A 23,903-nucleotide genomic window follows, 5' to 3' on the forward strand; every position below is an offset into this window, starting at 1 on the left:
TCTTGTTTGGAGTAAAGACTTTGCCATCATACTTACCGATGTATTCTCGCTTATGGTCAGCGCACTGTTTTTCAGCGTTCCAAAAAGGCTTGTCGATATAAGCGTAACCGTTCTGACATCTGACTTTGCTGGTGATCCAAGGCTCATTGATTTTCAGTTCCATGGTAATTACCTCCTTGGTATAATTATACCAAGGATAAAGAGGAATCGCAAGCAAACTGGGCACTTTTGATACAATATTTTGTAGTTGCAAAGCCAGTAAGCACAAGGCTTTGCGATGATTAGTCAGATGAGTTTATACCGAATCCTTGGTATAAATTCACGGGAGCTTAGGGTCAAAGTAAGCGCAACGAGAGCGTTGCACTTACTTTGCAAATCTAGCATTATTTTACATAGTTCATTCATAAGAAAACCTCCTTGTGCTTAATTGGATATGACCGTATAATATCATTGGATTTAATATCAGTAAAATTGAAATAAATAATTATATAATTCAAAAATATTGAATGATTGGAAGTGTATGACATCAATAGTAATAAATGAAAAAGGACAAAGAATAATTCAGATTGAAACAATCATGTAATAGACATAAAAAAAGAAACGTAGTACCCCGCATAGGTATTAAACCGTACGGCACAAAACCACATTTCTATGATGCTACATTATAACGAAGTATCATATGTGTCAAGGAGTATATATTCTCGTAAATTATTTAATATGGAGATTGAGTATGACAATTACACAGTTAAGTACTTTTTTGAAAATATCAGAAATGAAAAGTTTTTCTGCGGCGGCAAGTAGCCTGGGGTATGCGCAATCTACTGTTACAACGCAGATTAAGCAGTTGGAGGATGAACTGGGATGTGTGTTGTTTGAGCGTCTCGGAAAAACTATTTCAATTACCTCATCGGGAGATCGACTAATAGCATATGCAGAGAAGATGCTTCAGTTAGAGAGAGAAATTCGTCTTGATGTAACAGATGAAAATAATCCTGCAGGCGTATTGAAATTGGGCGTGTCTGAGTCTCTTTGTGTAAGTAGATTCCCACGAATTTTGATGGAGTATACCAAGAATAATCCACGAACAGAAATTAGGATACAGTTTGTTACACATGATGATATTCCCGAGCTTCTTCAGAAGGGAGAGCTTGATATGGTATATACTCTAAACCCGCTAATTGAGGATGAAAGGGTTAAAATTCTGCATAAGAAACGGGAAAGTCTGGGCTTTTACGCATCACCAACAAATCCTGTTGCAGATAAAACTATTCGAGAAAAAGATCTAAAGAATGTTCCGCTTTTATTGACTGGGCATAACTGTAATTTTAGACATATGTTGATATCTGATCTTGATAGGCATGAAATCTCTCCGAACATAGTTCTGGAAACAAGCAGTAAAGAAATATTGAAACAATTTGCAATCAACGGATTAGGCGTAGCGTTTATACCGGATATTACTTCGGAAAATGAAATGAAAATAGGCAAACTCAAACGTCTTACATGGAAGGGAGCAGATTTTCCTGTGTATTCACAGGTTTTAATACATAAGGATAAAAAACAGAACAAAGCAATAAAAGCTTTGGCTGAAATTATTATGAGCGATACAGAGAATTATGGGGAATAGTAGTAGAAAAAGAAATGTTTTTGTAATAAGGGATGCTAATGGAAACAACATTGTTGTGATAAATGACATTATTTTCAAAGGGAAACGTGGAATAAAATGGGACGATGTAGAAGAATATCTGAGAAGTTATGTCGGAGATTTCTATACTATAGCCGATTCAAATGAAATAGTTTTTATTGGTCCTGATCTTCCGGATGAATATGCGCATTCCGAATATACAATTATTTTAAAGGGAGCTAATGAAAAAGCTAAAGCTAATGCAGCACAAGGCTTACCTGAACTTATTAATACAGCTACGAATGTGGCATTTACAGAAAATTCAAAAATAAAGCATCAAAAAGATGCATTGTATGGCTGGTATAAGTATGAATCAAGGTTTGCGTTACCGATATTTGGAAATGATGGTGAAGTTGAAAGATATAATGTGTATCATGCAGCTATGATTTTTAGGCATGCAAAGGATGGCAAAAAATATCTTTATGACATTATGAATATAAAAAAAGAAACGAGCAACCTTTTCCAATCCGAAGATTTTACTCAGTAAAAAACCCATTTCTTGATTCATATCTTAAAGAAGTTAGACTTAATTGTCAACATAAAAAGGAAGAGTCATATAAATATAGGCGGGTTTTGATTATAAAAAATAATTATTAGATGCGCGCAGTATGGAAAGAAATATTTTTGAAATCCCTGTAACAATAGTTACAATCGCGGTTCTAATGATAAGATCCTTAGTCATACCTTGGAAAGTGTTCATGTTATTCATAAATGGCCCTATAGATGATGGCTCCATTCCGAAAGGGATTGAGCCATTTGTGGTCTTTAAAAGAATAATCCACGTTGATAGAACGCTTCCCAAAAGAGTTAATGTTGAAATTAGCTTTGAAATCCGCGTAGGGCTCTTTTGTTTGCAAATAATTTTGACAAAAGCGGTATTAGCAATTATACTGTACTAACAGAACTAACACACACAATCAACATAGGAGTAATATCATGACGAAAAAATATTTATCGGCATCAATATTGTCGTGTATATGCATGACGGTAACGGGCTGCGGAGCAGGGGCTTCAAACGCAGCTGTAAGTCCGGCTGAATCAATCGGAAAAGAAGTGATCTCAGCAGATGCTTCTGCAGAATATACAACGCCGGAGGCTTCAACGGAAGATGCATCCCTGGTTCCTATAGATGAGTGGGAAGAGAACTGGAAAGAGATTATGGGCGAGGAAGAAGAGGTCGAAGCAGACTATGATGAATCGCAGTATGATGAGGAAATTGTAAAATCTAAGGTTGATGAAGTAATAAAGAACAGTAAATCAATTGCTGAAGAAATAGAGGGAATAGAAAAGATTGCAAATTACTATAACGGATATCATTTCGACGCAGATATCAGTCAGATGGAGATGAACGCTGTAAGCGGGGCTGAGCCGTATACATGGGAACTTGAACTTGACAGTCTTTTGAAAAGAGCTCTTGAAGAAGCCGATGCATCAAAAAAAGAAGAGATTCAGGCTGAACAGAAAAAATGGAAAGCTGACTTTGATCGTTGTTACGATGTCCTTGAATATGAGGAAGGCTCATGGGTGCCTATGCAAAATTGTGAATTGGATGCAAGATTTTTGAAGAATCGTTGTTATATGCTGGCAAAGACTCTTTCTGACATAAAAGGTGATAATTACGAATTGCCAAAAAGATATTTCATGGATAATGCATATGTGAGCGATAACGGTATGCTTGATATATCTGAAGGAATGGAAGGCGGTTCAATTGCGATAACAGTAGTTGTAGACGGAAAAGAAGTAGGGCAGCTTGCGTACGACCCGCTTATCAACGATACAACAATTGAGTTTAAGGCACAATCAGGTATTGAAGGTAAGATTACCTATGGATGGGATGGAGCTACGCTTAGTATTACCAAGTCGGTAAATAAGGTGATTCCTAAGGGAACGGAATTAAAGTTCCCCACCGCATTGTAAGAAAAAACCAACACACCTAAGGGAGAAAGGGAGAAAAAATGAAAAAGAGTAAATTGGTATGTATGGCAATTCCGCTTGTATCGATGTTTTTTGTCGGATGTACTCCGATCGATATGAGCAATCTTGGCATTGGTGAACAGCAAGAAGAGAGCACAGCGGAAGTATCCGAAGTGGAAACATCCGATGCTACGGGTGCATCATCGGAGGCGGATTCAGTAGCAGATACAACAGATAGCTCTGTTAATGACAGTGAATTCTACTACGAACAATTAAAAGAGAATGAAAAGAAAGAAGTAGACCTCGGAAATGATGGCAAGCAGGATACACTTCTTTTTGAGTTTAAAGATACAACCTGCAAGATGAAAATAAATGAGCAGGTTATAGATGTTGAGATTTATGCAGATGGCGATATTGTGTTCGGAGGCGCAGATGCGTTATTTGTCCATAAAACCGGCGCGGATTATCTTATATTGGAAAACTATGGAGATGCATACTACGGAACAGTAACGCTTTATAAGTGGGACAATGGTTCTATGAAAGAGCTCGATAAGCTTGATGATTATATGAGAGTAGATAGTAATTACGATGAGAAAACAGATTCTTCAACTTATTGCATTTATGCTGATAAGATAGTACTTGCAAAGAGATACGATATTTTTGGAAGCTGGATCGGCACTAAGAACTATACATATGGTGATGACGGATTTGCAACGGAAGAAAAGACTGAAAAGCTTCGGTCCATTATTACTGGATCTGACGGCGGTCTGATATTGAAAAAAGATGTTACATTTACAGATGAATCGGGAGATGCGCCTAAAACTGCCAAGGCCGGAGAAACAATTTATCCATGTGAAATAAAGCAGAACGTTATGGGATTTAATTCAAAGAGTGGTGAATTCTTGGGATATCTTCCATTTGAGCCTGATGAAAATGGAGTTTTTTATTCCAGTAACGGAGTGAACGAACAGGATCTGTTTGAAAACAATCTGCATGTAGGATAAAGTAAAGGAGGATCGAAATAATTAGTAAATACAAAAAGTTATTTGGTTTTGTTTTTGCAATTAGTATTTGTTTATCATCTTTAACTGCTTGCGGTGCTGCGAGTGAGCAAGAGTCTGCAGAGAATGAAACAAGTATTGAAGCCGGCTCTTATGATGCGGTACCTGAAAATACAGAAGATGAAAGCGGTCTTGATGATCAGGACGATTCGGATATGCAAATGGCGGGAGAATTGAAAGAAGGCGATGCGGCTCCTGATTTTACAGCAACGCTCGTTGACGGATCTGAGTTTAAAATGTCAGATCACAAGGATGATGTCGTTATCCTCAATTTCTTTGCATCATGGTGCGGCCCTTGCATGCGAGAGATGCCTGCTTTTGATATGCTTAAGAAAGATGAGTATTCAAATCTTTCGATTCTGTGTGTAAACTGTGAGGAAGACAAAACAACTGTCGATGCACTTGTGGAAAATCATGGATTCACGTTCCCGATTGCTTATGATGAAGACGGAACTATCGGGGCAAAATATCCCTCAGAAGGTATTCCTTACACTCTTATTATTAAAAACGGCGTTATAGAAAAGATATTCCTTGGAGCACAGGATGCTGATACTCAGTATAAAGAGTACAAGGGCGCAATTGATGCGTGCATGAACTGACGTGATAAGAAATGAGGGGCACATGAAAGTTGGAGAGCATTTAAAGAAGTTTTCAAGACGCTATGTGCAGCTGATTACAGCCGTTTTATATAACTGTAACGTGAAGGGCTTTGCGACCGGAACGATCTGGAAAGGTGGCAGCAAGGGAGTTTGCGTTCCGGGGCTGAATTGTTATTCCTGCCCCGGAGCGATTGCTTCGTGTCCGCTTGGGAGCTTTCAGACTGCTCTTGTCTCTTCGAGATATAAATTTCCCTACTACATCCTTGGAACGCTCTTGCTTATGGGATTATTTCTCGGAAGATTCATATGCGGCTTTTTGTGTCCGTTTGGGATGATTCAGGAATTTTTACACAAGATACCTACGCCCAAACTTAAAAAGAGTAAGACCACGCGAGGGCTTACCTGTATAAAATATGTTTTGCTTGTTCTATTTGCAGTCATGATTCCCATATTTTATTCAGCGCCCGGTTTTTGTAAATATATATGCCCTGCAGGCACGCTCGAGGCGGGGATTCCACTTACATTTATGCAAAAGAAATTGCGTTCTCTTATCGGAATTTTATTTGGCTGGAAAGTCGTGCTATTATTAACAATTATTACAATCTGCATATTTGCCTATCGCGGCTTTTGCAGGTTTATATGTCCGCTTGGTGCGATATATTCTTTTTTTCAACCGGTTTCATTCTTCGGAGTGCAGGTTGATGAAGCAAAATGCATTCATTGTGATGCGTGCGTAAGAAATTGTAAGATGGATGTAAAAAAAGTCTGTGACAGAGAGTGTATACAGTGCGGTGAGTGCATGCAGCACTGTCCCGTAGATGCAATATATATAGGTATACGAAGAATTGACAGGAAGAAGATGCCATTGCAGGCAGTTTTTATAGTGCTTGCGGTGATTCTTATTGTTGTCGGGCTAAACAGCAAAGGGTTCCATGATATAAAGAGCAAGGCGATCCGCTTGTGCTACGAATGTATGGGAATAGGATGAGTTTTTGGAGGAGAAATGAGAAAAGTAGGTCTAATGATAATAAAGTGATGGAGTTATTTAAGGGGATTAACTTTGTAAAATAAAATCAGCAGCCCAAGATTTACGGCTGCTGATTTTTAATATATATGAAAAAAATATCGTTGACTTATTGTGATGATAGCGCAAAGAAAGAACAGATCTTAAATTCGGTATCGTCGGAATCACAATCCTCGAACCATATATTTCCGTCATCAACGCAGGCCCCATGGCTGTCAAACCATATTTCATCCACAGACCATTTGCTGAGTGAATCGATATAAGATTTATCAAAGCCCGTATCTGAAGCATATTTAACAAAATCTTCTTTTGACTTTATAACTTTGCCGTTACGGTTCTTTACCGGATAGCAGATCATATCACCGATTGCATTCCAGTCTTCTGCAATTGTAAGATCTTTAATCTTCTTGGCATATTCACATACTTCGGAATAATTTGCTGCGGTAAATACCGAGCAATCAAAGTCGGATGCTTTGCTGCCTGAAGAATCGTCCGTACCTTCATCAATATTATCGTTATTTGCGCTTTCGGTGGAGTCCATAGGGGCTTCATCGGAAACAGGTGCAATATCTTTACTTGTATCATTTTGTGTTACATATTCCGAAGGATCTGCGACCTCGACCGTTTCCGGCTCGGAGCTGCTTCCGCAAGCCATACCGATCGCCGATAAAGAAATTGCTAAGCATAGTGCCAATACTCTCTTTTTCATGAGTAAGTTTCCTCCCTTTGACAACAGAAGTACTTTAACACAAAAAGTTACAAATGTAAACGATTTATGAAATATAAATATGCAGAACTTGATAAAAGACGGGAGATACTATGGCAAAACAGCGTGAAAACACACTATTCTGCCAATTCAAAGAAAAAGTTAAAAATGTTAAGAAAACTCTTCACTTTTTTACTGAAGTGTGGTAAAGTATTCTCATGAGGCCGTTATAATATATACATCAACCAACAAAGAAAAGAAAAGGAGAGAACAGAAAAGAAATGCAGATGAAAGATATTCTTAAAGTAGTTGCATCATGTACATTCATTGCATGTCTGACACTCTACGGTGACTTGGGGACTGTTCCCGTGAATGCAAAGGAAACTATCCGCGTTGGTTCGCAAGGGGCTAAAACTATTGAAGACGCTATTGAGAAGGCGAATGAAGGGGATACGATTATTATTCCTAAAGGGGAATACAAGGAACAGATCAGTGTAGAGACTGACGGGATAACGATTGTAGGTGAAGATGGCGCAGTGCTTGAAGGAGCGAAGATTACTCCTACATCAAGTGATGATTCAATGATCTATGTATGCGCATCGGATGTAACTATTGAAAACCTTGAAATCAGAGGGTTTACATTAAACAAACCTTCGGGAAGCGTAGCTCCAAAGGGTATATGCGTAGATGAAGGCTCACAGAACGTTACAATTAAGGGATGTGAGATTCATGATATGGGATGTAAGTATTCAAAACATTCAGATGATTATAATGCACATGGTATTCTTGTAGACGGAAGTCTTAAGGAACCTACTAAAAACATTACTATCACAGATTGTGAGGTGTACGGCCTGCGCCTTGGAAACAGTGAAGCAGTTGTAGTTAACGGAAATGTTGAAGGATTTGAGATTTCAAATAACAAAGTACATGACTGTGACAACATCGGTATTGATGCAATTGGCTTTGAGAAGTCGACAAAGGATGACAGAGATAGGGCGAGAGCCGGAAAAATCTTTAATAATGTGGTTTATAATATTTCCTCAAAAGAAAATGTCACATATGACGACGCTTGTGCAGACGGTATATATGTAGACGGAGGAAAAGACATAGATGTTTATGATAACTATGTCGAAAACTGTGATCTTGGTATTGAGATAGCAACAGAGCACAAGGGTGTTGTGGTTGATAATATCAGAGTAAATAACAACACAATTGTAAACAGTGGCTTGGCAGGAATAAGCATTGGCGGTTATGACGCAAAGAAGACCGGCGCTGCAAAGAACTGCGTGATCACAAATAATACAATATACAATACGAAGGGTGCATGCTTCCTTGTCCAGTTCGCATGTGATTCTTCAAATAAGTTCCAGAAGAACCTTCTTATTGCAGAGAATAAGGCTGATGCGTACGAAGAGGCTTGTAAGGATAAGAGTCGTGGAAATGATGTTTCAGACAACCTTTCAAACCAGGAATTCAAAGGTGCTAAAGAAGTAAAAGTCGAGTTCGGCTCTGCAGACAGAGAAGAAGGAAAAGCAACAGTAGTAACATACAGTGACCTTTCAGGTTACGGATCCGCAAAAACAGTAGTTAAAAATAAATAAATCGTTTATAATAATATTACCCCCGCTTTAAATCAGCGGGGGTATTTTGTGCAAAAATATATGATTCTTCCGATATTTTAACCATATGGTGATTATGGTAAAATATATAGCAATGATTTTAAATGCTATATATATAGCGGAGGAGATGGAAAAGTGAAAGATTTTCTGAAGAAAAAAGACATTGAAATTTCTCTGAAGCGTTACGGTATTGACGCTCTGGGAGCTATGGCACAGGGACTTTTTTGTTCGCTGCTCATAGGAACGATCATCAATACATTTGGTAAACAGTTTAATATTCCGTTCCTTATGCAGACTGTAGCGACAGTTTCAGATACGGAATATACTGTGGGCGGGCTTGCATCTGCAATGAGCGGTCCGGCGATGGCGGTGGCAATAGGATATGCGCTTCATTGCCCGCCACTTGTTCTTTTTTCAATGATAACGGTAGGATTTGCCGCAAATGCACTTGGCGGAGCGGGCGGTCCTCTTGCAGTTTTGTTTGTTGCAATACTTGCGGCAGAGTTTGGTAAAGCAGTTTCAAAAGAGACAAAGGTGGATATCCTGGTAACACCTCTTGTGACAATAGGTGTCGGAGTTTTCTTCTCGTGGCTCATAGCTCCTGCTTTGGGAAAAGCTGCAATGGCATTCGGAAATCTTATCATGTGGGCAACGGAACTTCAGCCGTTCCTCATGGGAATACTTGTATCCGTAACGGTAGGAATCGCACTTACACTTCCTATTTCTTCGGCAGCCATATGTGCGGCGCTCGGTCTTACAGGACTTGCGGGCGGCGCGGCTGTAGCGGGATGTTGTGCTCAGATGGTCGGCTTTGCCGTGATCTCTTTTAAAGAGAATAAATGGGGCGGACTAGTTTCACAGGGTATCGGAACATCAATGCTCCAGATGGGTAATATCATCAAAAATCCGAGAGTATGGATCGCACCGATTGTAACATCGGCTATCACAGGGCCTCTTGCGACATGTCTGTTCAAGCTTAAGATGAATGGAGCACCTGTTTCGTCGGGAATGGGTACATGCGGATTTGTCGGACAGATCGGAGTATATACGGGATGGGTTCAGGATGTTGCAGACGGCGCAAAAGCTGCAATAACCGGATTTGACTGGGCCGGACTGATACTGATCTCATTCGTGCTTCCCGCAGTTATCGCACCTGTCGTTCATGCGGGAGTTGTTAAGCTCGGATGGGTGAAAGAGGGAGATTTGAAGCTTTAATAAGCGGAGATTCCTATGGTGAAAATTTATATATATTTGGCGGTGGGAATTGCGATAATCGCAGTTGCGGTTTTCATCGTAAGCTATATTAAGAAATACAGGATGAAGCCACTTCCGATGGATGAAATGGAAGGGCATGATTTTGAGTATTATTGCGCCGATCTTCTTAAAACAAATGGATTTTCCGAAGCAACTGTGACAAAAGGAAGCGGAGATTTCGGTGCCGACATTCTTGCCGAAAAAGATGGGATAACCTATGCGGTTCAGTGCAAGTGCTATGACAAACCGATTGGAGTTAAAGCGGTTCAGGAGATATATGCGGGCAGAGATTACTACGGCAGGATGGTCGGAGTGGTTATGACCAATCAGTATTTCACGCAGCCTGCAGTGGAACTTGCGCAGAAACTTAACATTATGTTGTGGGACAGAGGGTATCTCGACAGTATGGATAAAACATAATGAAGATAGAAATATTTGATGATTTTGATCTGAAAAAAATAGCAGACAGCGGGCAGTGCTTCAGGTTTAACGAGCATGGTGACGGATATGAAGTTACGGCTTCTTCAAGACACCTTTTTATCAAAAAAAGCGGTGAGTTTGAGTATGAGCTTGATTGCAGTCCCGATGAATATGAGAATTTCTGGAAGAATTATTTTGACTTGGGTCTTGATTACAGAGAGATCCGGGGCAGAATAGACAAGGATGAAGATGATTATTTGTACCGCGCCGCGGAATTTGGTAAGGGAATCAGGATTTTGAGACAAGATCCGTGGGAGATGCTCATTTCTTTTATCATATCGCAGAGAAAAAATATTCCGGCGATAAAAGCTTCGATTGAAAAGCTATGCGCGGCGGTATCAAGGAAAATCGGGACAGACAGTGAAGGGAGAGCGGTCTATGCTTTTCCTACACCTGAAGAACTGGCGGGTTTGTCAGATGAAAAACTTGCTTCCTGCAGCCTCGGCTACAGGGATAAATACGTAAGGCAGGCTGCGCTTGATGTTGCAAGCGGCGCGGTAAGCCTTGATAAATGGGGTGACGCCTCTGATGAGGAACTGATGACCGGACTTTTGGGGTTGTTCGGCGTTGGGGTTAAAGTGGCAAACTGTGAGATATTATTTGGGTATCACAGACTTGACGCTTTTCCAAAAGATGTTTGGATAAACAGGGTTCTTGAGCTTAAGTATCCAAACGGGTTTAATTTTGATAAATATGCTCCGTATAACGGGATAATGCAGCAGTATCTGTTCTATTATTCCAGAAACGACGGGCTTATTTAATAAAGGGTTACAAAAATACAATAAAAGGAGAAGGAGTTATGAGTGACGCAAAAAAGGTAATTGCCGAAGGCAGTACATTTCTGGGCATAGAGTTTGGCTCTACCAGAATCAAGGCAGTTCTTACGGACAAGGAGTACAATTCTCTTGCATCGGGTTCATTCAGCTGGGAGAACAAACTGGTTGACGGAATCTGGACGTATGGACTTGATGACATCAAAGAAGGTGTGAGAGCGTGCTACAAAGGCCTCAAAGAGGACGTAAAGAACAAATACGGCGAGGACCTTACAACAGTTGGAGCTATGGGAGTTTCAGCCATGATGCACGGCTACATGGCTTTCGATAAGGACGGAAATCTTCTTGTTCCGTTCAGAACCTGGAGAAATACCATAACCGAAGAGGCTTCTGAGAAACTTACGGAGGCTCTTGGATTCCACATTCCGCAGAGATGGAGTATCGCACACCTTTATCAGGCAATTCTTAACAAGGAAGAGCATGTGGGAAAGGTTGCTTTCTTTACAACACTTGCAGGTTACATTCATCTCTTACTTACAGGAGAGAAGGTTCTTGGCGTCGGTGATGCTTCGGGTATGTTCCCGATAGATTCCAAGACCTGCGATTATAATGCGGAAATGCTTGATACTTTTGACGCTCTTCCTGAGGTAAAGAGTGCGGGGATCAAGATTCGTGACATCCTTCCCAAGGCGCTCTGTGCAGGCGAGCGAGCAGGTTCGCTTACAAAAGAAGGAGCTCTTTTCCTTGATCCGGAAGGAACGCTTAAAGAAGGCGTGCCTGTATGTCCTCCTGAAGGAGATGCGGGAACAGGTATGGTTGCGACAAATTCTGTTGCAAAGAGAACGGGAAATATTTCTGCGGGAACATCTGTATTTTCAATGGTTGTACTTGAGCATGACCTTTCAAAGGCATATCCCGAGCTTGATATAGTTACAACACCGTCAGGCGAGCAGGTTGCCATGGTTCATTGCAACAACTGTACATCCGATCTGAACGCGTGGGTATCTCTTTTCAGAGAGTTTGCAAAAACATTCGGACAGGATATCAGCGACGACGAGCTCTACGGAGGACTTTACAGAAAAGCGATGGAGGGAGATTCCGATTGCGGAGGGCTTCTTGCATACAACTATTTCTCAGGCGAAAGTATTACGGGATTTAACGAAGGAAGACCTCTTTTTGTCAGAAAACCCGATGATAAATTTAATCTTTCAAATTTCATGAGAACACATCTTTATACAGCACTCGGCGCGCTTAAACTTGGAAATGACATTCTTATAAAAGAGGAAAAAGTTAAAGTTGATTTCTTCTTTGGACAGGGTGGATTCTTCAAAGTAAGGGGAGTTGGTGACAAAGTTATGGCTGCCGCTCTCGGAACTACTATAAAGCTTATGGAGACTGCGGGTGAAGGCGGCCCTTGGGGACAGGCTATACTTGCGGGATACATGATGCAGAAACAGGACGGCGAGAGTCTTGAGAAGTATCTTAGCGATAAAGTATTCACCAATGTAAGTGTGGAGACATGCGAGCCTGAAGAAAAAGACGTTAAGGGCTTTGATGAATTCATCAAGAATTATTCGGCGGGACTTGCTGTAGAGAAGGCAGCGGTTGAGGCGCTCAGATAAAAGTATAAATGGCGGGGTATAGAAATGTTAGAAGAACTTAAAAAGAAAGTATATGAAGCAAATATGCTTCTTCCTAAGTATGGACTTGTTCTGTTTACGTGGGGAAATGTCAGTGCGATTGACAGAGAAAAAGGGCTCTTTGTAATAAAGCCCAGCGGAGTCGAGTACGACAAGATGACTCCGGATGACATGGTGGTTATGGATCTTGACGGAAACAAGGTTGAGGGAAAACTTTCACCTTCGTCGGACACACCTACACATCTTGAGCTTTACAAGGCTTTTGAAGAGATAGGCGGCGTGGTGCATACACATTCATCTTATGCTACGAGCTGGGCACAGGCCGGAAGAGGAATTCCCTGCTACGGAACAACGCATGCAGACTATTTCTACGGAGAGATTCCCTGTGTAAGAGCACTTACCAAGGAAGAGATTGAGGCAGATTACGAGAAAAATACGGGAATTGCGATAGCAGAGGAATTTAAGCGCCTCGGCATTGACCCTATGGCGGTTCCGGGAGTTCTTTGCCAGAATCACGGAGTGTTTACATGGGGAAAAGATGCGGCTAATGCGGTTCACAATGCGGCTGTTGAAGAGGAAGTTGCGAAGATGGCATTTAGGAGTGAGATCTTGAATCCTAAAATAGATGTTATTTCGTCAGACCTTCAAGATAAGCATTATTTTAGAAAACATGGTGCAAATGCCTATTATGGGCAGAAAACGGAAGAATGATAAAACTTAGACAAACTGTGATGTAGACTAACTTTGCGGCATGTGATAAATTGAAAATACAGTTTGTCTTTGAATATTACGGAAAGGAAATAATTCAATATGGCTATGACCAATCAGGAACTACAAAAAACGGCTAATGAAGTCAGAAAAAGTATAATAACGGCACTTCACGCAGCCGGAGCAGGACATCCGGGCGGATCTTTATCTTCAACAGATATTTTTACATATCTGTATTTCGAGGAAATGAATGTGGATCCCAAGAACGTTTCAGATCCCGACAGAGATCGTTTTGTTCTTTCAAAGGGACATTGCGCACCGGGACTTTATTCAGTAATGGCAGAGAAAGGTTATTTCCCTAAAGAGGAACTGACAACGCTTCGTAAGCTCGGTTCAAGACTTCAGGGACATCCTAGCATGCAGTACCTTCCGGGACTTGATATGTCAAGCGGATCACTCGGACAGGGTATCTCGGCAGCTTGCGGAATGGCTCTTTCTGCTAAGCTTGATAAAAAAGATTTCAGAGTATATACACTTCTTGGTGACGGTGAGCTTCAGGAAGGTCAGGTATGGGAAGCTGCTATGTTTGCAGGATTCCGCAAACTTGACAATCTGGTTGTTATAGTTGACAACAACGGTCTTCAGATTGACGGACCTGTAGATAAGGTATGTTCACCTTATCCTATCGACAAGAAATTTGAAGCATTTAATTTCCACGTTATCAATATAGACGGACATAACTTTGATGAGATCAAGGCAGCTTTCGAAGAGGCTAAGAAGACAAAGGGTATGCCCACAGCGATCATAGCGCACACTGTTAAAGGAAAAGGCGTTTCATTCATGGAGAACCAGGCCGGATGGCACGGAAAAGCTCCTAACGACGACGAGTTCAAACAGGCTATGGAAGAATTGGAAAGGATAGGTGCGGCACTATGAGCGAAGTAAAGAAGATTGCAACAAGAGAAAGTTATGGTAATGCTCTTGCGGAGCTTGGTGATGAGTTTCCAAATCTTGTAGTTTTGGATGCGGATCTTGCAGCATCAACCAAGACTGCTGTTTTTCAGAAGAAATTTCCTGAGAGACATATAGATTGCGGTATCGCAGAGTGTAACATGATGGGAATCGCAGCAGGACTTGCGACAACAGGAAAAATTCCTTTTGTAAGTTCTTTTGCAATGTTTGCTGCAGGACGTGCATTTGAGCAGGTACGTAACTCAGTGGGATATCCCCATCTTAATGTAAAGATTGGCGGAACACACGCCGGAATCACAGTAGGTGAGGACGGAGCCAGCCATCAGTGTAATGAGGATTTTGCTCTTATGAGCGTTATCCCCGGAATGGTTGTTATGTGTCCCGCAGATGATATTGAAGCAAAGGCTTGCGTTCGCGCAGCTCTTGAGCACGAAGGACCTGTTTACATCAGATTCGGACGTGCGGCATGCAGTATCATTAACGACAGACCTGACTACAAATTTGAGATCGGTAAAGGTTCTGTGATCAAAGAAGGTACAGACGTAACTATTATTGCAACCGGTATCTGCGTTGATTCAGCTATAGGAGCGGCTGAGAAGCTTGCTGCAGACGGAATCTCCGCTGAGGTTATCAATATCTGTACAATCAAACCTCTTGATAAAGAGCTTGTTATCGCTTCGGCAAAGAAGACAGGAAAGGTTGTAACCGTTGAAGAGCATTCCGTTATCGGCGGACTCGGAAGCGCAGTAAGCGATGCTCTTTCAGAGAGTGCACCTACACCTGTTAAGAAGCTTGGAATGCAGGATAAGTATGGTGAGTCGGGAACAGCAGGTGAACTTGTACACAAGTATGGTCTTGATGCAGATGGAGTATATGCTTCAGTAAAGGAATTTCTTAAATAATGAATATATTGAGTTCTTCAATTCTGTCAGCAGATTTTACACGACTGGGATCGCAGATCGAAGAAGTCGATAAGGCTGGCACCCACTACATACATATTGATGTCATGGATGGAATGTTTGTTCCTTCTATCTCTTACGGAATGCCTATAGTTAAGAGTATAAGAGGGATAACCGATAAGCTTTTTGACGTACATTTGATGATAATCGACCCGATACGTTACATAAAGGATTTTGTGGATGTAGGGGCGGATTCCATAACTTTCCATCAGGAGGCTACCGATAATCCTGCGGCAGTCATTGACGAGATACATAAATACGGAAAAAAAGCCGGTATAGCAATTAAGCCGGGGACACCTATTGAAGCTGTTTTTCCGTATCTTGAAAAAGTTGAGATGGTGCTTGTCATGACGGTTGAGCCGGGATTTGGCGGACAGAAGCTGATTCCTGAAACTCTTGATAAGGTCAGGATGCTAAGAAAGCTCATTGATGAAAGAAAACTTGATGTTGATATTCAAGTAGACGGTGGAGTTTACATCGATAATGTAGAGGAAATATTGGAGGCTGGTGCGAATGTGATAGTATCCGGTTCAGGTATTTTTAAAGGCGATATTTCTGAAAATATTATTAAATTTAGGAATAAATTATCGGAATAACAGACTACACATTGACAAGAAAACATAAATAAAATACAATTTCAGTATAAGCTGCAAGTGGCTCATGTGCATAGCGCATGAGCCTTTTTTTCCAAAAATACCGTGTGTTGTGTCATGGTGTGGAGGCGTTATGAGGAAATATACTTCGTTAGCTGTTGCTGTTCTTTTGTGTATAACAATGTTAATGGGTTGTAGCTGTGCATCGCCATCGCAAAGAGCAGAAAAATCTGTTCAAAGACTTACCATTGGATTTGTAAAATCAGTAGATGAGGAAGAAATACTAAGTAAAAGTGATGAGATAAAAAAATTATTTAAAAGCGAGATGATAAAACAGGGCTATTATGTCAGAGATGTAGAGATAGAAGTTGGTTCATCGTATGAGATGATAGGCCGAAAACTTGCAATCGGAGAAGTTGATATAGGTTTTGTTCCGGGAGCAACGTATGTATTATATGAGGAGTATTGCGATGTTATTCTGACGGCGCTTAGAAAAGGCCTGTCGATTGAAAGTGATGAGCCGAGAGTGTGGAATGATAATACACCCACTTCGCCGACGGACAAAACGGTAACATATTACAGAGCATTGATATTGGCGGGGCCATCGGTAAGAGGTCAGGCCATGGCGGAAAAAGTAAATAACGGTGAGCCTCTTACATGGGAAGAACTCAACATGTTAAGATGGGGCGTAATGAACTCCACATCACCCGCCGGATATTTATATCCATCTCTTTGGTTAAAAGAGAAATATAATAAGAAAATCACAAATCTTAAATATGTGACGGAATTAGATACCTACAGTACGGCTTTTGAGGGCCTTGCGTCGGAATCACTGGATGTTATATGCATATATGCGGATGCAAGACGGGATTTTGAAGACAAATGGAGGGCGGAATACGGAAGACCTTTTAATATCTGGGACGAGACTGCTGTAATAGGTGTTACAAGCGGAATTTATAATGACACGGTCTGCGTTAGCAGGACAACGCAGGTAATGAATGAATCGCTTAAAGAAGCCATAAAAAATACATTTATTAATATCGGCAACACAGAGGAAGGAAAGGAAGCGCTGTCTTTTTACAAACATGAAGGATACGTGGAAGCGGATCCTGAAGATTACGAACCTATAAGAGCGGCCAGAGAAGTTAATAATTTGAAATAATAAGGATGTGACGCCACAGACACGGAAAGGTATAAGTGTCTGTGGCGTTAATTGACATTTGGGAGGCGAAAAGGCATACTATATTTGTTAAATTAAGAGAGGTAAGAAGGCATAGAATGTATAAAAGACTTGAGAGGAACGATCCGTGTTGGTGCGGAAGCGGAAAAAAATATAAAGCGTGTCACGCTGCATTTGATGACAAGCTTATTCAACTTGAACATAAAGGTTTCAGAATCCCGACAAGAGACCTGCTTAAGACAGAAAAAGATATTGAAGGAATCAAAAAGAGTGCGGTTATAAATATGGCTGTGCTCGATGAAATCGGTGATAAGATACGTGCGGGAATGACAACTCAGGAAATTGACGACATTGTATATAACACGACAATAAAAATGGGAGGAATCCCGGCTGATCTTAATTACGAGGGATTTCCCAAGAGTGTATGCACTTCGATAAATGAAGAGGTCTGCCATGGAATCCCGTCTGAAGATGTGATCTTACAGGACGGAGATATCATAAACGTTGACTGTTCGACAATTCTTGACGGATATTTTTCTGATTCTTCACGAATGTTCTGTATAGGAAATGTATCCCCGGAAAAGAAGAGACTTGTAGATGTGACCAAAGAGTGTCTTGAAGTGGGACTTAAAGCGGTAATCCCATGGACACCTATTGGAGACATGGGACATGCTGTGCATCAGCACGCTCTCGATAACGGATATACTGTCGTAAAAGAGATAGGCGGACACGGCTGCGGAAAAGAATTTCACGAAGAACCTTTTGTAAGCTATGTCAGCAGACCTGGAACCGGTATGATAATGGTTCCGGGAATGGTATTTACAATAGAACCTATGGTAAACATGGGAACAGATGAAATCTTTTGCGATGAAGAAAACGGTTGGACAGTTTACACAGCAGATTTAAAGCCTTCGGCACAGTGGGAAGTGGAACTTCTTGTGACCGAGACCGGGTATGAGCTACTCTGTTGGTAATATATCAGGAAGGAATGAATGGAATGCAGAATAAGGGAAAATATTATATAACTACAGCGATTGCGTATACATCAGGTAAGCCTCATATCGGAAACAGCTATGAGATCGTTCTTGCAGATGCTATAGCAAGATATAAGAGAAGAGACGGATTCGATGTCCATTTTCAGACAGGATCCGATGAACATGGTCAGAAAATAGAGACAAGAGCAATTGAAGCAGGATGCAGTTCTCCAAAAGAGTTTGTTGACGGAGTATCAGATACCATCAAAGGACTTTGGAACCTTATGGATACATCCTATGACAGATTTATCCGCACAACGGATGAGGACCACGTTAAGCAGGTTCAGAAGATCTTTAAGAGATTCTACAATCAGGGAGATATCTACAAGGGATCTTACAAGGGAATGTACTGTACAGAGTGTGAAGCGTTCTATACAGAGGGACAGCTTGTTGACGGAAAGTGCCCCGAGTGCGGAGGTCCGGTTCATCCCGCAGAAGAAGAGGCATATTTCTTCAAGATGAGCAAATATGCGGATAAACTTATTGATTATATAAACACACATCCTGAGTTTATTCAGCCTGTTTCCAGAAAGAATGAGATGATGAATAACTTCCTTCTTCCGGGACTTCAGGATCTGTGCGTATCAAGAACATCGTTTAAGTGGGGAATCCCTGTAGACTTTGACGATAAGCATGTAGTATATGTATGGCTCGATGCGCTTACAAACTATATAACAGGTATAGGATACGATGCTGAGGGCAACAGCTCGGAAGAGTACAAGAAATGGTGGCCTGCAGATCTTCATCTTATCGGAAAAGATATTATTCGTTTCCATACAATCTATTGGCCCATTTTCCTTATGGCGCTCGGAGAGCCTCTTCCTAAGCAGGTTTTCGGACATCCATGGCTTTTGCAGGGCGGAGAGAAGATGAGTAAGTCTAAAGGAAACGTTATTTATGCTGATGACCTTGTAAGCTTATTCGGAGTAGATCCTGTAAGATATTTCGTGCTTCATGAAATGCCTTTTGAGAATGACGGTGTTATCACATGGGATCTTCTCGTTGAGAGATTTAATTCAGATCTTGCAAATACACTCGGAAACCTTGTTAACCGTACTATCGCAATGAGTAACAAGTATCTCGGCGGAGTATTGGAAGATAAGGGTGTAAAAGAGGCTGTTGACGACGATCTTAAGGCAGTTGTCACAGGCTGCTATGAAAAAGTTGAAGCGAAGATGGACGAGCTTCGTGTTGCTGATGCACTCACAGAGATATTCACACTCTTTAAGAGATGCAACAAATATATAGATGAGACTGAGCCATGGATCCTTGGAAAAGATGAGAGCAAGAAAGACAGACTTTCAACTGTTCTGTATAACCTTGTAGAGTCTATTTCAATAGGTGCGGCTCTTCTTGATCCGTTTATGCCTGAGACAGCCGTTAAGATCAGAGAACAGATCAATGCGGCAGAGAGAGATTTTGATACTCTCGGCAAGTTTGGATTATACAAGAGCGGAACTAAGGTAGTGGAAAATCCTGAAATGCTCTTTGCACGTAAGGATCTCAAAGATGTCCTTGAAAAAGCTGCAGAGATAACAAAGAAGCAGAAGGCTGAATATGAAGAAGCCCAGAGGAAGGCTGCCGAGAATCTCGCAAAGGCAGGGCTTGCTCCGCTTCCCGCAAAGACAAGCGATGAAGCTGAAGAAGCAGTTATAGATATTCCCGCAAAGGAAGAAATATCATATGAGCAGTTTGGTGCTATGCAGTTCCAGGTTGGTGAGATCATAAAGTGTGAGGCGGTTGCAAAATCCAAAAAGCTTCTGTGCTCTCAGGTTAAGATCGGAAGCCAGGTGAAGCAGATCGTATCAGGTATCAGAAAGTATTATTCACCGGAAGAAATGGTAGGAAAGAAGGTAATGGTTCTTGTGAACTTAAAGCCTGCAAAACTTGCCGGTGTTGTTTCTGAAGGAATGCTTCTTTGTGCGGAAGATGCAGAGGGCAATCTTGCTCTTATGACTCCCGAAAAATCAATGCCTTCCGGAGCTGAAATCTGTTGATAATTTATATGCAATTCGTGTTATCATATATTATATAGGAGTTAAATAATCGGAAATGCGTATATACACATGATACGCATTTTGATTATATAACCCGAACAAATATGTGTTGGGAGGGATTTCTTATGGTACGTAAAGAGGAACTGACTTACAAATCACGAGACAGGCAGACCATGCTTAACGCAGTAAGATGGATTCCCGATGGACAGCCGATTGCAATTCTCCAGGTTATTCATGGGATGCAGGAATACATCGACCGCTATGACGAATTTGCACGTTTTATGGCAGAAAACGGCATAATGGTCATTGGAAATGATAATCTGGGACATGGTAAGTCGGTCACTCCGCCAGGCAGTATCTACGGATATTTTTGCAAGAATGATCCCGCAACGGTATTGGTGCGCGATGCGCATAGATTAAAAAAGATGACACAGGAAGAATTTCCGGGAGTACCGGTATTTATCCTCGGTCACAGCTTTGGCTCATTTATAGCCAGAGAATATATGACACGATACGGAACAGGAATAAAAGGTGCGATAATTCAGGGAACAGCGTATACGACAAGAGGTACGCTCGGAGCGATGAATTTCTGGATATCTATTTTGCAGTTCTTTTTCGGCGAGAAGCATCGTTCGAAGATGATCAACGATATGGCATTCAAGGGATATCTGAGGAAAATCGAGAAGCCCGCAACACCTTTTGACTGGTTATCACATAACGAAGAGAGTATAAAAAAATATATCGCTGATCCGGCATGTAACTTTATCTTTACACTGAATGGATTTAAGACTATGGCGGAACTCTTAAAGAGAATACAGGATGAGGACAGGATGGAGGATATTCCAAAGAATCTGCCCGTTCTTATAACAGGCGGAAGCGAAGATCCTGTGTGCAGTTACGGAGAGGCTCTTAAGAGACTGTTTGATATATACAGGCTTCAGTTACAGATGAAGAATGTTGATATAAAGATTTATGATGGATTCCGCCATGAGCTTCAACAGGAGATCGGAAGAGAAAAAGTATTTGCTGACCAGTTGGATTGGATCAAGAAAGTGTTGAGCGGTGATAATTGATACATCAAGAGTAGTCGTAAGATGTGCTTATAATTCTGATTGGGATGGGGCGATGAAACTTGCGTGGAAAACATTTGCCAGGTTCGACGCCCCTGATTATTCAGCAGAGGGTATAAGTAATTTTCGTAATTTTGTGACGGATAAAAATCTTCACAAAATGTTTGTGGCAGGGCATTATCAGCTGTTTGTGGCGGCATATGACAATAAATGCCTCGGAATGCTCACGATAAGGGAAAGATCACATATATCATTGTTGTTTGTTGATGGGGACTACCATTACAATGGGATTGGTAGTGCCCTTATTAAATTTGTTTCTGATTATGTTTTGACTGAAGAGGGAATAGACAAACTTACAGTCAATGCATCACCGTATGCGATCGATTTTTATCACAGACTGGGATTTAGAGACACGCATAAAGAAATGGTTGCCGACGGAATAAAATTCACACCGATGGAATTGAGGTTATGACGAATGGGAAAATTTTTTAGTTTAGACAGCCCTTTTGTGGCTGGACTTACAAGACTTGCCGATGTAATGTGGCTCAATGTATTAACGCTGATATTTGCGGTTCCGCTGATCATAGAACAGGTTTTGATCTTGGGACCGGCTGTTTCTCCACTTATGACTGAAGGAGGCCAGTTTAGCTATGATATTTTTGTCGCAGCCGTGATGTGGGCCTGGATAATAGGAATCCCGTTATCTGCAATATGCGGTCCCGCCTGCACTGCCATGCATTACGTTGTCCTTAAGATGGTAAGAGAAGAAGACAGCTATGTGACTAAGTCGTTCTTTAAGTCTTTCAAGGAAAACTTTAGACAGGGAATAATTCTCCAGGTGATAAAGTTTTTTGTAGGCGGAATGCTTATTCTTGATTTCCTTATTCTCAGAAGCAGAGGCGGATTGTACAGATATGTAGTATTTGCGATGTTCGTCTTTTTGTACATGGTGGGACTATATATTTTCCCGCTTCTTTCAAAATTTGAAAATACTGTGGTAAAGACGGTAAAGAACGCATTTATATTGACGATAGTAGCACTTCCCAGATCGCTAGGTATGGCATTTGTTTCATTGCTTCCGCTTTTGCTTGCATACTTCTTTGACATGAAATTCATTCCTATATATGTGCTTGTGGGAATAGCAGGCCCCGCATACCTCTGCGCAATGCTCTACAATCCTACTTTCAAGAGATTTGAGCCACAAGAGGATGAGGTTTCCGAAGAAGAGGAGATGAACGCGGCTATCAGGAAGCTTGATGATCTTGATGAAGAGAAAAAAGGTGAATAATTAGCAAGTTGCATATAGATAGTTGAGATTATTCGTCAACATTACGGAATTGGAAAAGCATTTTTGAGTCAATTAGCACATTGGCTAATGAATAATAAAATATTTGTGAAATTAGTGAATAGTAAATAAAGCTTGTCAAAGATATACTGAATTCTATCATAAGCTATGTGATGAGTTAGGAGGAAATAAAGGTTATGGCAAGTTTATCACTTGAAAATGTTTGCAAAGTATATCCCAACAAATTTGAGGCTGTTAAGAATTTCAACCTTCAGATTGAGGATAAAGAATTCATTATTTTCGTAGGACCTTCAGGATGCGGAAAGTCAACAACTCTTCGTATGATTGCAGGACTTGAGGATATCACATCAGGTACTCTTAAGATCGGTGACAGAGTAGTTAATGATGTTGAGCCCAAGGACAGAGATATTGCGATGGTATTCCAGAACTACGCTCTGTATCCTCACATGACAGTATTTGATAACATGGCATTCGGACTTAAGCTCAGAAAGGTTCCGAAGCCTGAAATAGAGAAGATGGTTAAAGAGGCAGCTAAGATCCTCGATCTTGAAAAGCTTCTCGATCGTAAGCCCAAGGCTCTTTCCGGTGGACAGAGACAGCGTGTTGCTATGGGACGTGCTATCGTTCGTAATCCTAAGGTATTCCTTATGGACGAGCCTCTTTCAAACCTTGATGCTAAGCTTCGTGTACAGATGAGAACTGAGATTGCTAAGCTTCACCAGAGACTTGGCACAACAATCATCTACGTTACACATGACCAGACAGAGGCTATGACTCTTGGTACAAGAATCGTAGTTATGAAGGACGGTCTTATCCAGCAGGTTGATACACCTCAGAACCTCTATGAGAAGCCCGCTAACCTCTTTGTTGCAGGATTCATGGGATCACCTCAGATGAACTTCATCGATGCTGAAGTTGTTGTTTCAGGTGACACAGCAAGCCTCAGAGTAGCAGATCAGCTTATCGAGCTTCCTCCTGCAAAGGCTAAGAAGGTTATCGAGGGTGGTTACGCAGGAAAGACTGTAACATTCGGTATCCGTCCTGAGGATGTTGATGATTCAGAAGTAGTTGTTAGCACATCTAAGGCTGTATTTGAGTCAACAATCAACGTATACGAGCTTCTTGGTGCAGAAGTTTATCTGTACTTCGATCTTGATCAGTTCCCTATTACTGCAAGAGTTGATGCTCGTACAACAGCAAGACCCGGCGACAAGGTTAAGTTCGCATTTGATGTTGAGAAGATTCACATCTTCGATAAAGAGACAGAAGAGACAATCACAAACTAATATTGAGTTTAGTCTATTGAGGAGCCATGCAAACGCATGGCTCCTTT

Annotated in this window: 24 protein-coding genes; 23 read left to right on the forward strand and 1 reads right to left on the reverse strand. The window is 41.1% G+C overall.

The annotated features are described in order from the left end of the window. Nucleotides 1-730 precede the first annotated feature (730 nt). The 7 genes from BLP87_RS11310 (at nt 731) to BLP87_RS11340 (ending at nt 6,243) form a co-directional block, all read left to right on the forward strand. Nucleotides 731-1,624, forward strand: coding sequence for a LysR family transcriptional regulator (locus BLP87_RS11310; protein ID WP_074462765.1), 894 nt, complete (start codon nt 731-733; stop codon nt 1,622-1,624). Continuing rightward, nucleotides 1,614-2,168 (forward strand): hypothetical protein, encoded by a 555-nt coding sequence (locus BLP87_RS11315; protein WP_074462766.1) that lies wholly within the window; start codon nt 1,614-1,616, stop codon nt 2,166-2,168. Before BLP87_RS11310 ends, BLP87_RS11315 begins: the two co-directional genes overlap by 11 nt. Before the next feature lie 121 nt (nt 2,169-2,289). Next, nucleotides 2,290-2,580, forward strand: a complete 291-nt coding sequence (locus BLP87_RS11320; RefSeq protein WP_074462767.1) for a hypothetical protein — start codon at nt 2,290-2,292, stop codon at nt 2,578-2,580. Between the two features lie 37 nt (nt 2,581-2,617). After that, nucleotides 2,618-3,598 (forward strand): lysozyme inhibitor LprI family protein, encoded by a 981-nt coding sequence (locus BLP87_RS11325; protein WP_026668111.1) that lies wholly within the window; start codon nt 2,618-2,620, stop codon nt 3,596-3,598. 38 nt (nt 3,599-3,636) lie between these two features. Further along, on the forward strand, nt 3,637-4,599 hold the full coding sequence (locus BLP87_RS11330) for a hypothetical protein (protein ID WP_074462768.1): 963 nt from the start codon (nt 3,637-3,639) through the stop codon (nt 4,597-4,599). Between the two features lie 218 nt (nt 4,600-4,817). Next, nucleotides 4,818-5,255, forward strand: a complete 438-nt coding sequence (locus tag BLP87_RS11335) for a TlpA family protein disulfide reductase (protein ID WP_176756641.1) — start codon at nt 4,818-4,820, stop codon at nt 5,253-5,255. Nucleotides 5,256-5,277: 22 nt separating this feature from the next. Then, the gene (locus BLP87_RS11340; protein ID WP_074462770.1) at nt 5,278-6,243 is read left to right on the forward strand and encodes a 4Fe-4S binding protein; all 966 of its coding nucleotides are present in this window, start codon (nt 5,278-5,280) and stop codon (nt 6,241-6,243) included. A 145-nt stretch (nt 6,244-6,388) separates the two neighbouring features. Here BLP87_RS11340 and BLP87_RS11345 read toward each other — a convergent pair whose 3' ends face one another. Further along, the gene (locus tag BLP87_RS11345; RefSeq protein ID WP_074462771.1) at nt 6,389-6,988 is read right to left on the reverse strand and encodes a hypothetical protein; all 600 of its coding nucleotides are present in this window, start codon (nt 6,986-6,988) and stop codon (nt 6,389-6,391) included. Nucleotides 6,989-7,266: 278 nt separating this feature from the next. Here BLP87_RS11345 and BLP87_RS11350 point away from each other — a divergent pair, with 278 nt between their 5' ends. The 16 genes from BLP87_RS11350 (at nt 7,267) to BLP87_RS11425 (ending at nt 23,856) form a co-directional block, all read left to right on the forward strand. Next, nucleotides 7,267-8,586, forward strand: coding sequence for a right-handed parallel beta-helix repeat-containing protein (locus BLP87_RS11350; RefSeq protein WP_074462772.1), 1,320 nt, complete (start codon nt 7,267-7,269; stop codon nt 8,584-8,586). Between the two features lie 153 nt (nt 8,587-8,739). After that, nucleotides 8,740-9,819, forward strand: a complete 1,080-nt coding sequence (locus BLP87_RS11355; RefSeq protein WP_176756642.1) for a PTS sugar transporter subunit IIC — start codon at nt 8,740-8,742, stop codon at nt 9,817-9,819. A gap of 15 nt (nt 9,820-9,834) precedes the next feature. Further along, nucleotides 9,835-10,278, forward strand: coding sequence for a restriction endonuclease (locus BLP87_RS11360; protein WP_074462774.1), 444 nt, complete (start codon nt 9,835-9,837; stop codon nt 10,276-10,278). Beyond that, nucleotides 10,278-11,099, forward strand: a complete 822-nt coding sequence (locus BLP87_RS11365) for a DNA-3-methyladenine glycosylase family protein (protein ID WP_074462775.1) — start codon at nt 10,278-10,280, stop codon at nt 11,097-11,099. Before BLP87_RS11360 ends, BLP87_RS11365 begins: the two co-directional genes overlap by 1 nt. Nucleotides 11,100-11,137: 38 nt before the next feature. After that, nucleotides 11,138-12,733: a xylulokinase gene (locus BLP87_RS11370; protein ID WP_074462776.1), complete on the forward strand. Its 1,596-nt coding sequence runs from the start codon at nt 11,138-11,140 to the stop codon at nt 12,731-12,733. A 24-nt stretch (nt 12,734-12,757) separates the two neighbouring features. After that, complete coding sequence (locus tag BLP87_RS11375; protein ID WP_074462777.1) at nt 12,758-13,462, forward strand: L-ribulose-5-phosphate 4-epimerase; 705 nt, start codon at nt 12,758-12,760, stop codon at nt 13,460-13,462. 105 nt (nt 13,463-13,567) lie between these two features. Beyond that, on the forward strand, nt 13,568-14,395 hold the full coding sequence (locus BLP87_RS11380; RefSeq protein WP_074462844.1) for a transketolase: 828 nt from the start codon (nt 13,568-13,570) through the stop codon (nt 14,393-14,395). After that, entirely contained in the window at nt 14,392-15,333 is a 942-nt protein-coding gene (locus BLP87_RS11385; RefSeq protein WP_026513993.1) for a transketolase family protein, read from the forward strand. The genes BLP87_RS11380 and BLP87_RS11385 overlap by 4 nt, the downstream gene beginning before the upstream one ends. Continuing rightward, nucleotides 15,330-15,986 (forward strand): ribulose-phosphate 3-epimerase, encoded by a 657-nt coding sequence (rpe, locus tag BLP87_RS11390; RefSeq protein ID WP_074462778.1) that lies wholly within the window; start codon nt 15,330-15,332, stop codon nt 15,984-15,986. The genes BLP87_RS11385 and rpe overlap by 4 nt, the downstream gene beginning before the upstream one ends. Before the next feature lie 130 nt (nt 15,987-16,116). Next, on the forward strand, nt 16,117-17,145 hold the full coding sequence (locus tag BLP87_RS11395; protein WP_074462779.1) for a phosphate/phosphite/phosphonate ABC transporter substrate-binding protein: 1,029 nt from the start codon (nt 16,117-16,119) through the stop codon (nt 17,143-17,145). 116 nt (nt 17,146-17,261) lie between these two features. Continuing rightward, nucleotides 17,262-18,137 carry a methionyl aminopeptidase gene (locus BLP87_RS11400; protein WP_074462780.1) on the forward strand — a complete coding sequence of 292 codons (876 nt, stop codon included), beginning with the start codon at nt 17,262-17,264 and terminating at the stop codon, nt 18,135-18,137. Between the two features lie 23 nt (nt 18,138-18,160). Then, nucleotides 18,161-20,194, forward strand: coding sequence for a methionine--tRNA ligase (gene metG / locus BLP87_RS11405; protein ID WP_242871859.1), 2,034 nt, complete (start codon nt 18,161-18,163; stop codon nt 20,192-20,194). A 125-nt stretch (nt 20,195-20,319) separates the two neighbouring features. Beyond that, on the forward strand, nt 20,320-21,267 hold the full coding sequence (locus tag BLP87_RS11410) for an alpha/beta fold hydrolase (RefSeq protein ID WP_074462781.1): 948 nt from the start codon (nt 20,320-20,322) through the stop codon (nt 21,265-21,267). Between the two features lie 52 nt (nt 21,268-21,319). Further along, complete coding sequence (locus tag BLP87_RS11415; RefSeq protein WP_074462846.1) at nt 21,320-21,736, forward strand: GNAT family N-acetyltransferase; 417 nt, start codon at nt 21,320-21,322, stop codon at nt 21,734-21,736. Nucleotides 21,737-21,739: 3 nt separating this feature from the next. Further along, nucleotides 21,740-22,552, forward strand: coding sequence for a YesL family protein (locus BLP87_RS11420; protein ID WP_074462782.1), 813 nt, complete (start codon nt 21,740-21,742; stop codon nt 22,550-22,552). Nucleotides 22,553-22,746: 194 nt separating this feature from the next. After that, complete coding sequence (locus BLP87_RS11425) at nt 22,747-23,856, forward strand: ABC transporter ATP-binding protein (RefSeq protein ID WP_074462783.1); 1,110 nt, start codon at nt 22,747-22,749, stop codon at nt 23,854-23,856. Nucleotides 23,857-23,903 lie beyond the last annotated feature (47 nt).

It is taken from the genome of Butyrivibrio hungatei (assembly GCF_900101605.1).
Taxonomy (GTDB): domain Bacteria; phylum Bacillota; class Clostridia; order Lachnospirales; family Lachnospiraceae; genus Butyrivibrio; species Butyrivibrio hungatei_B.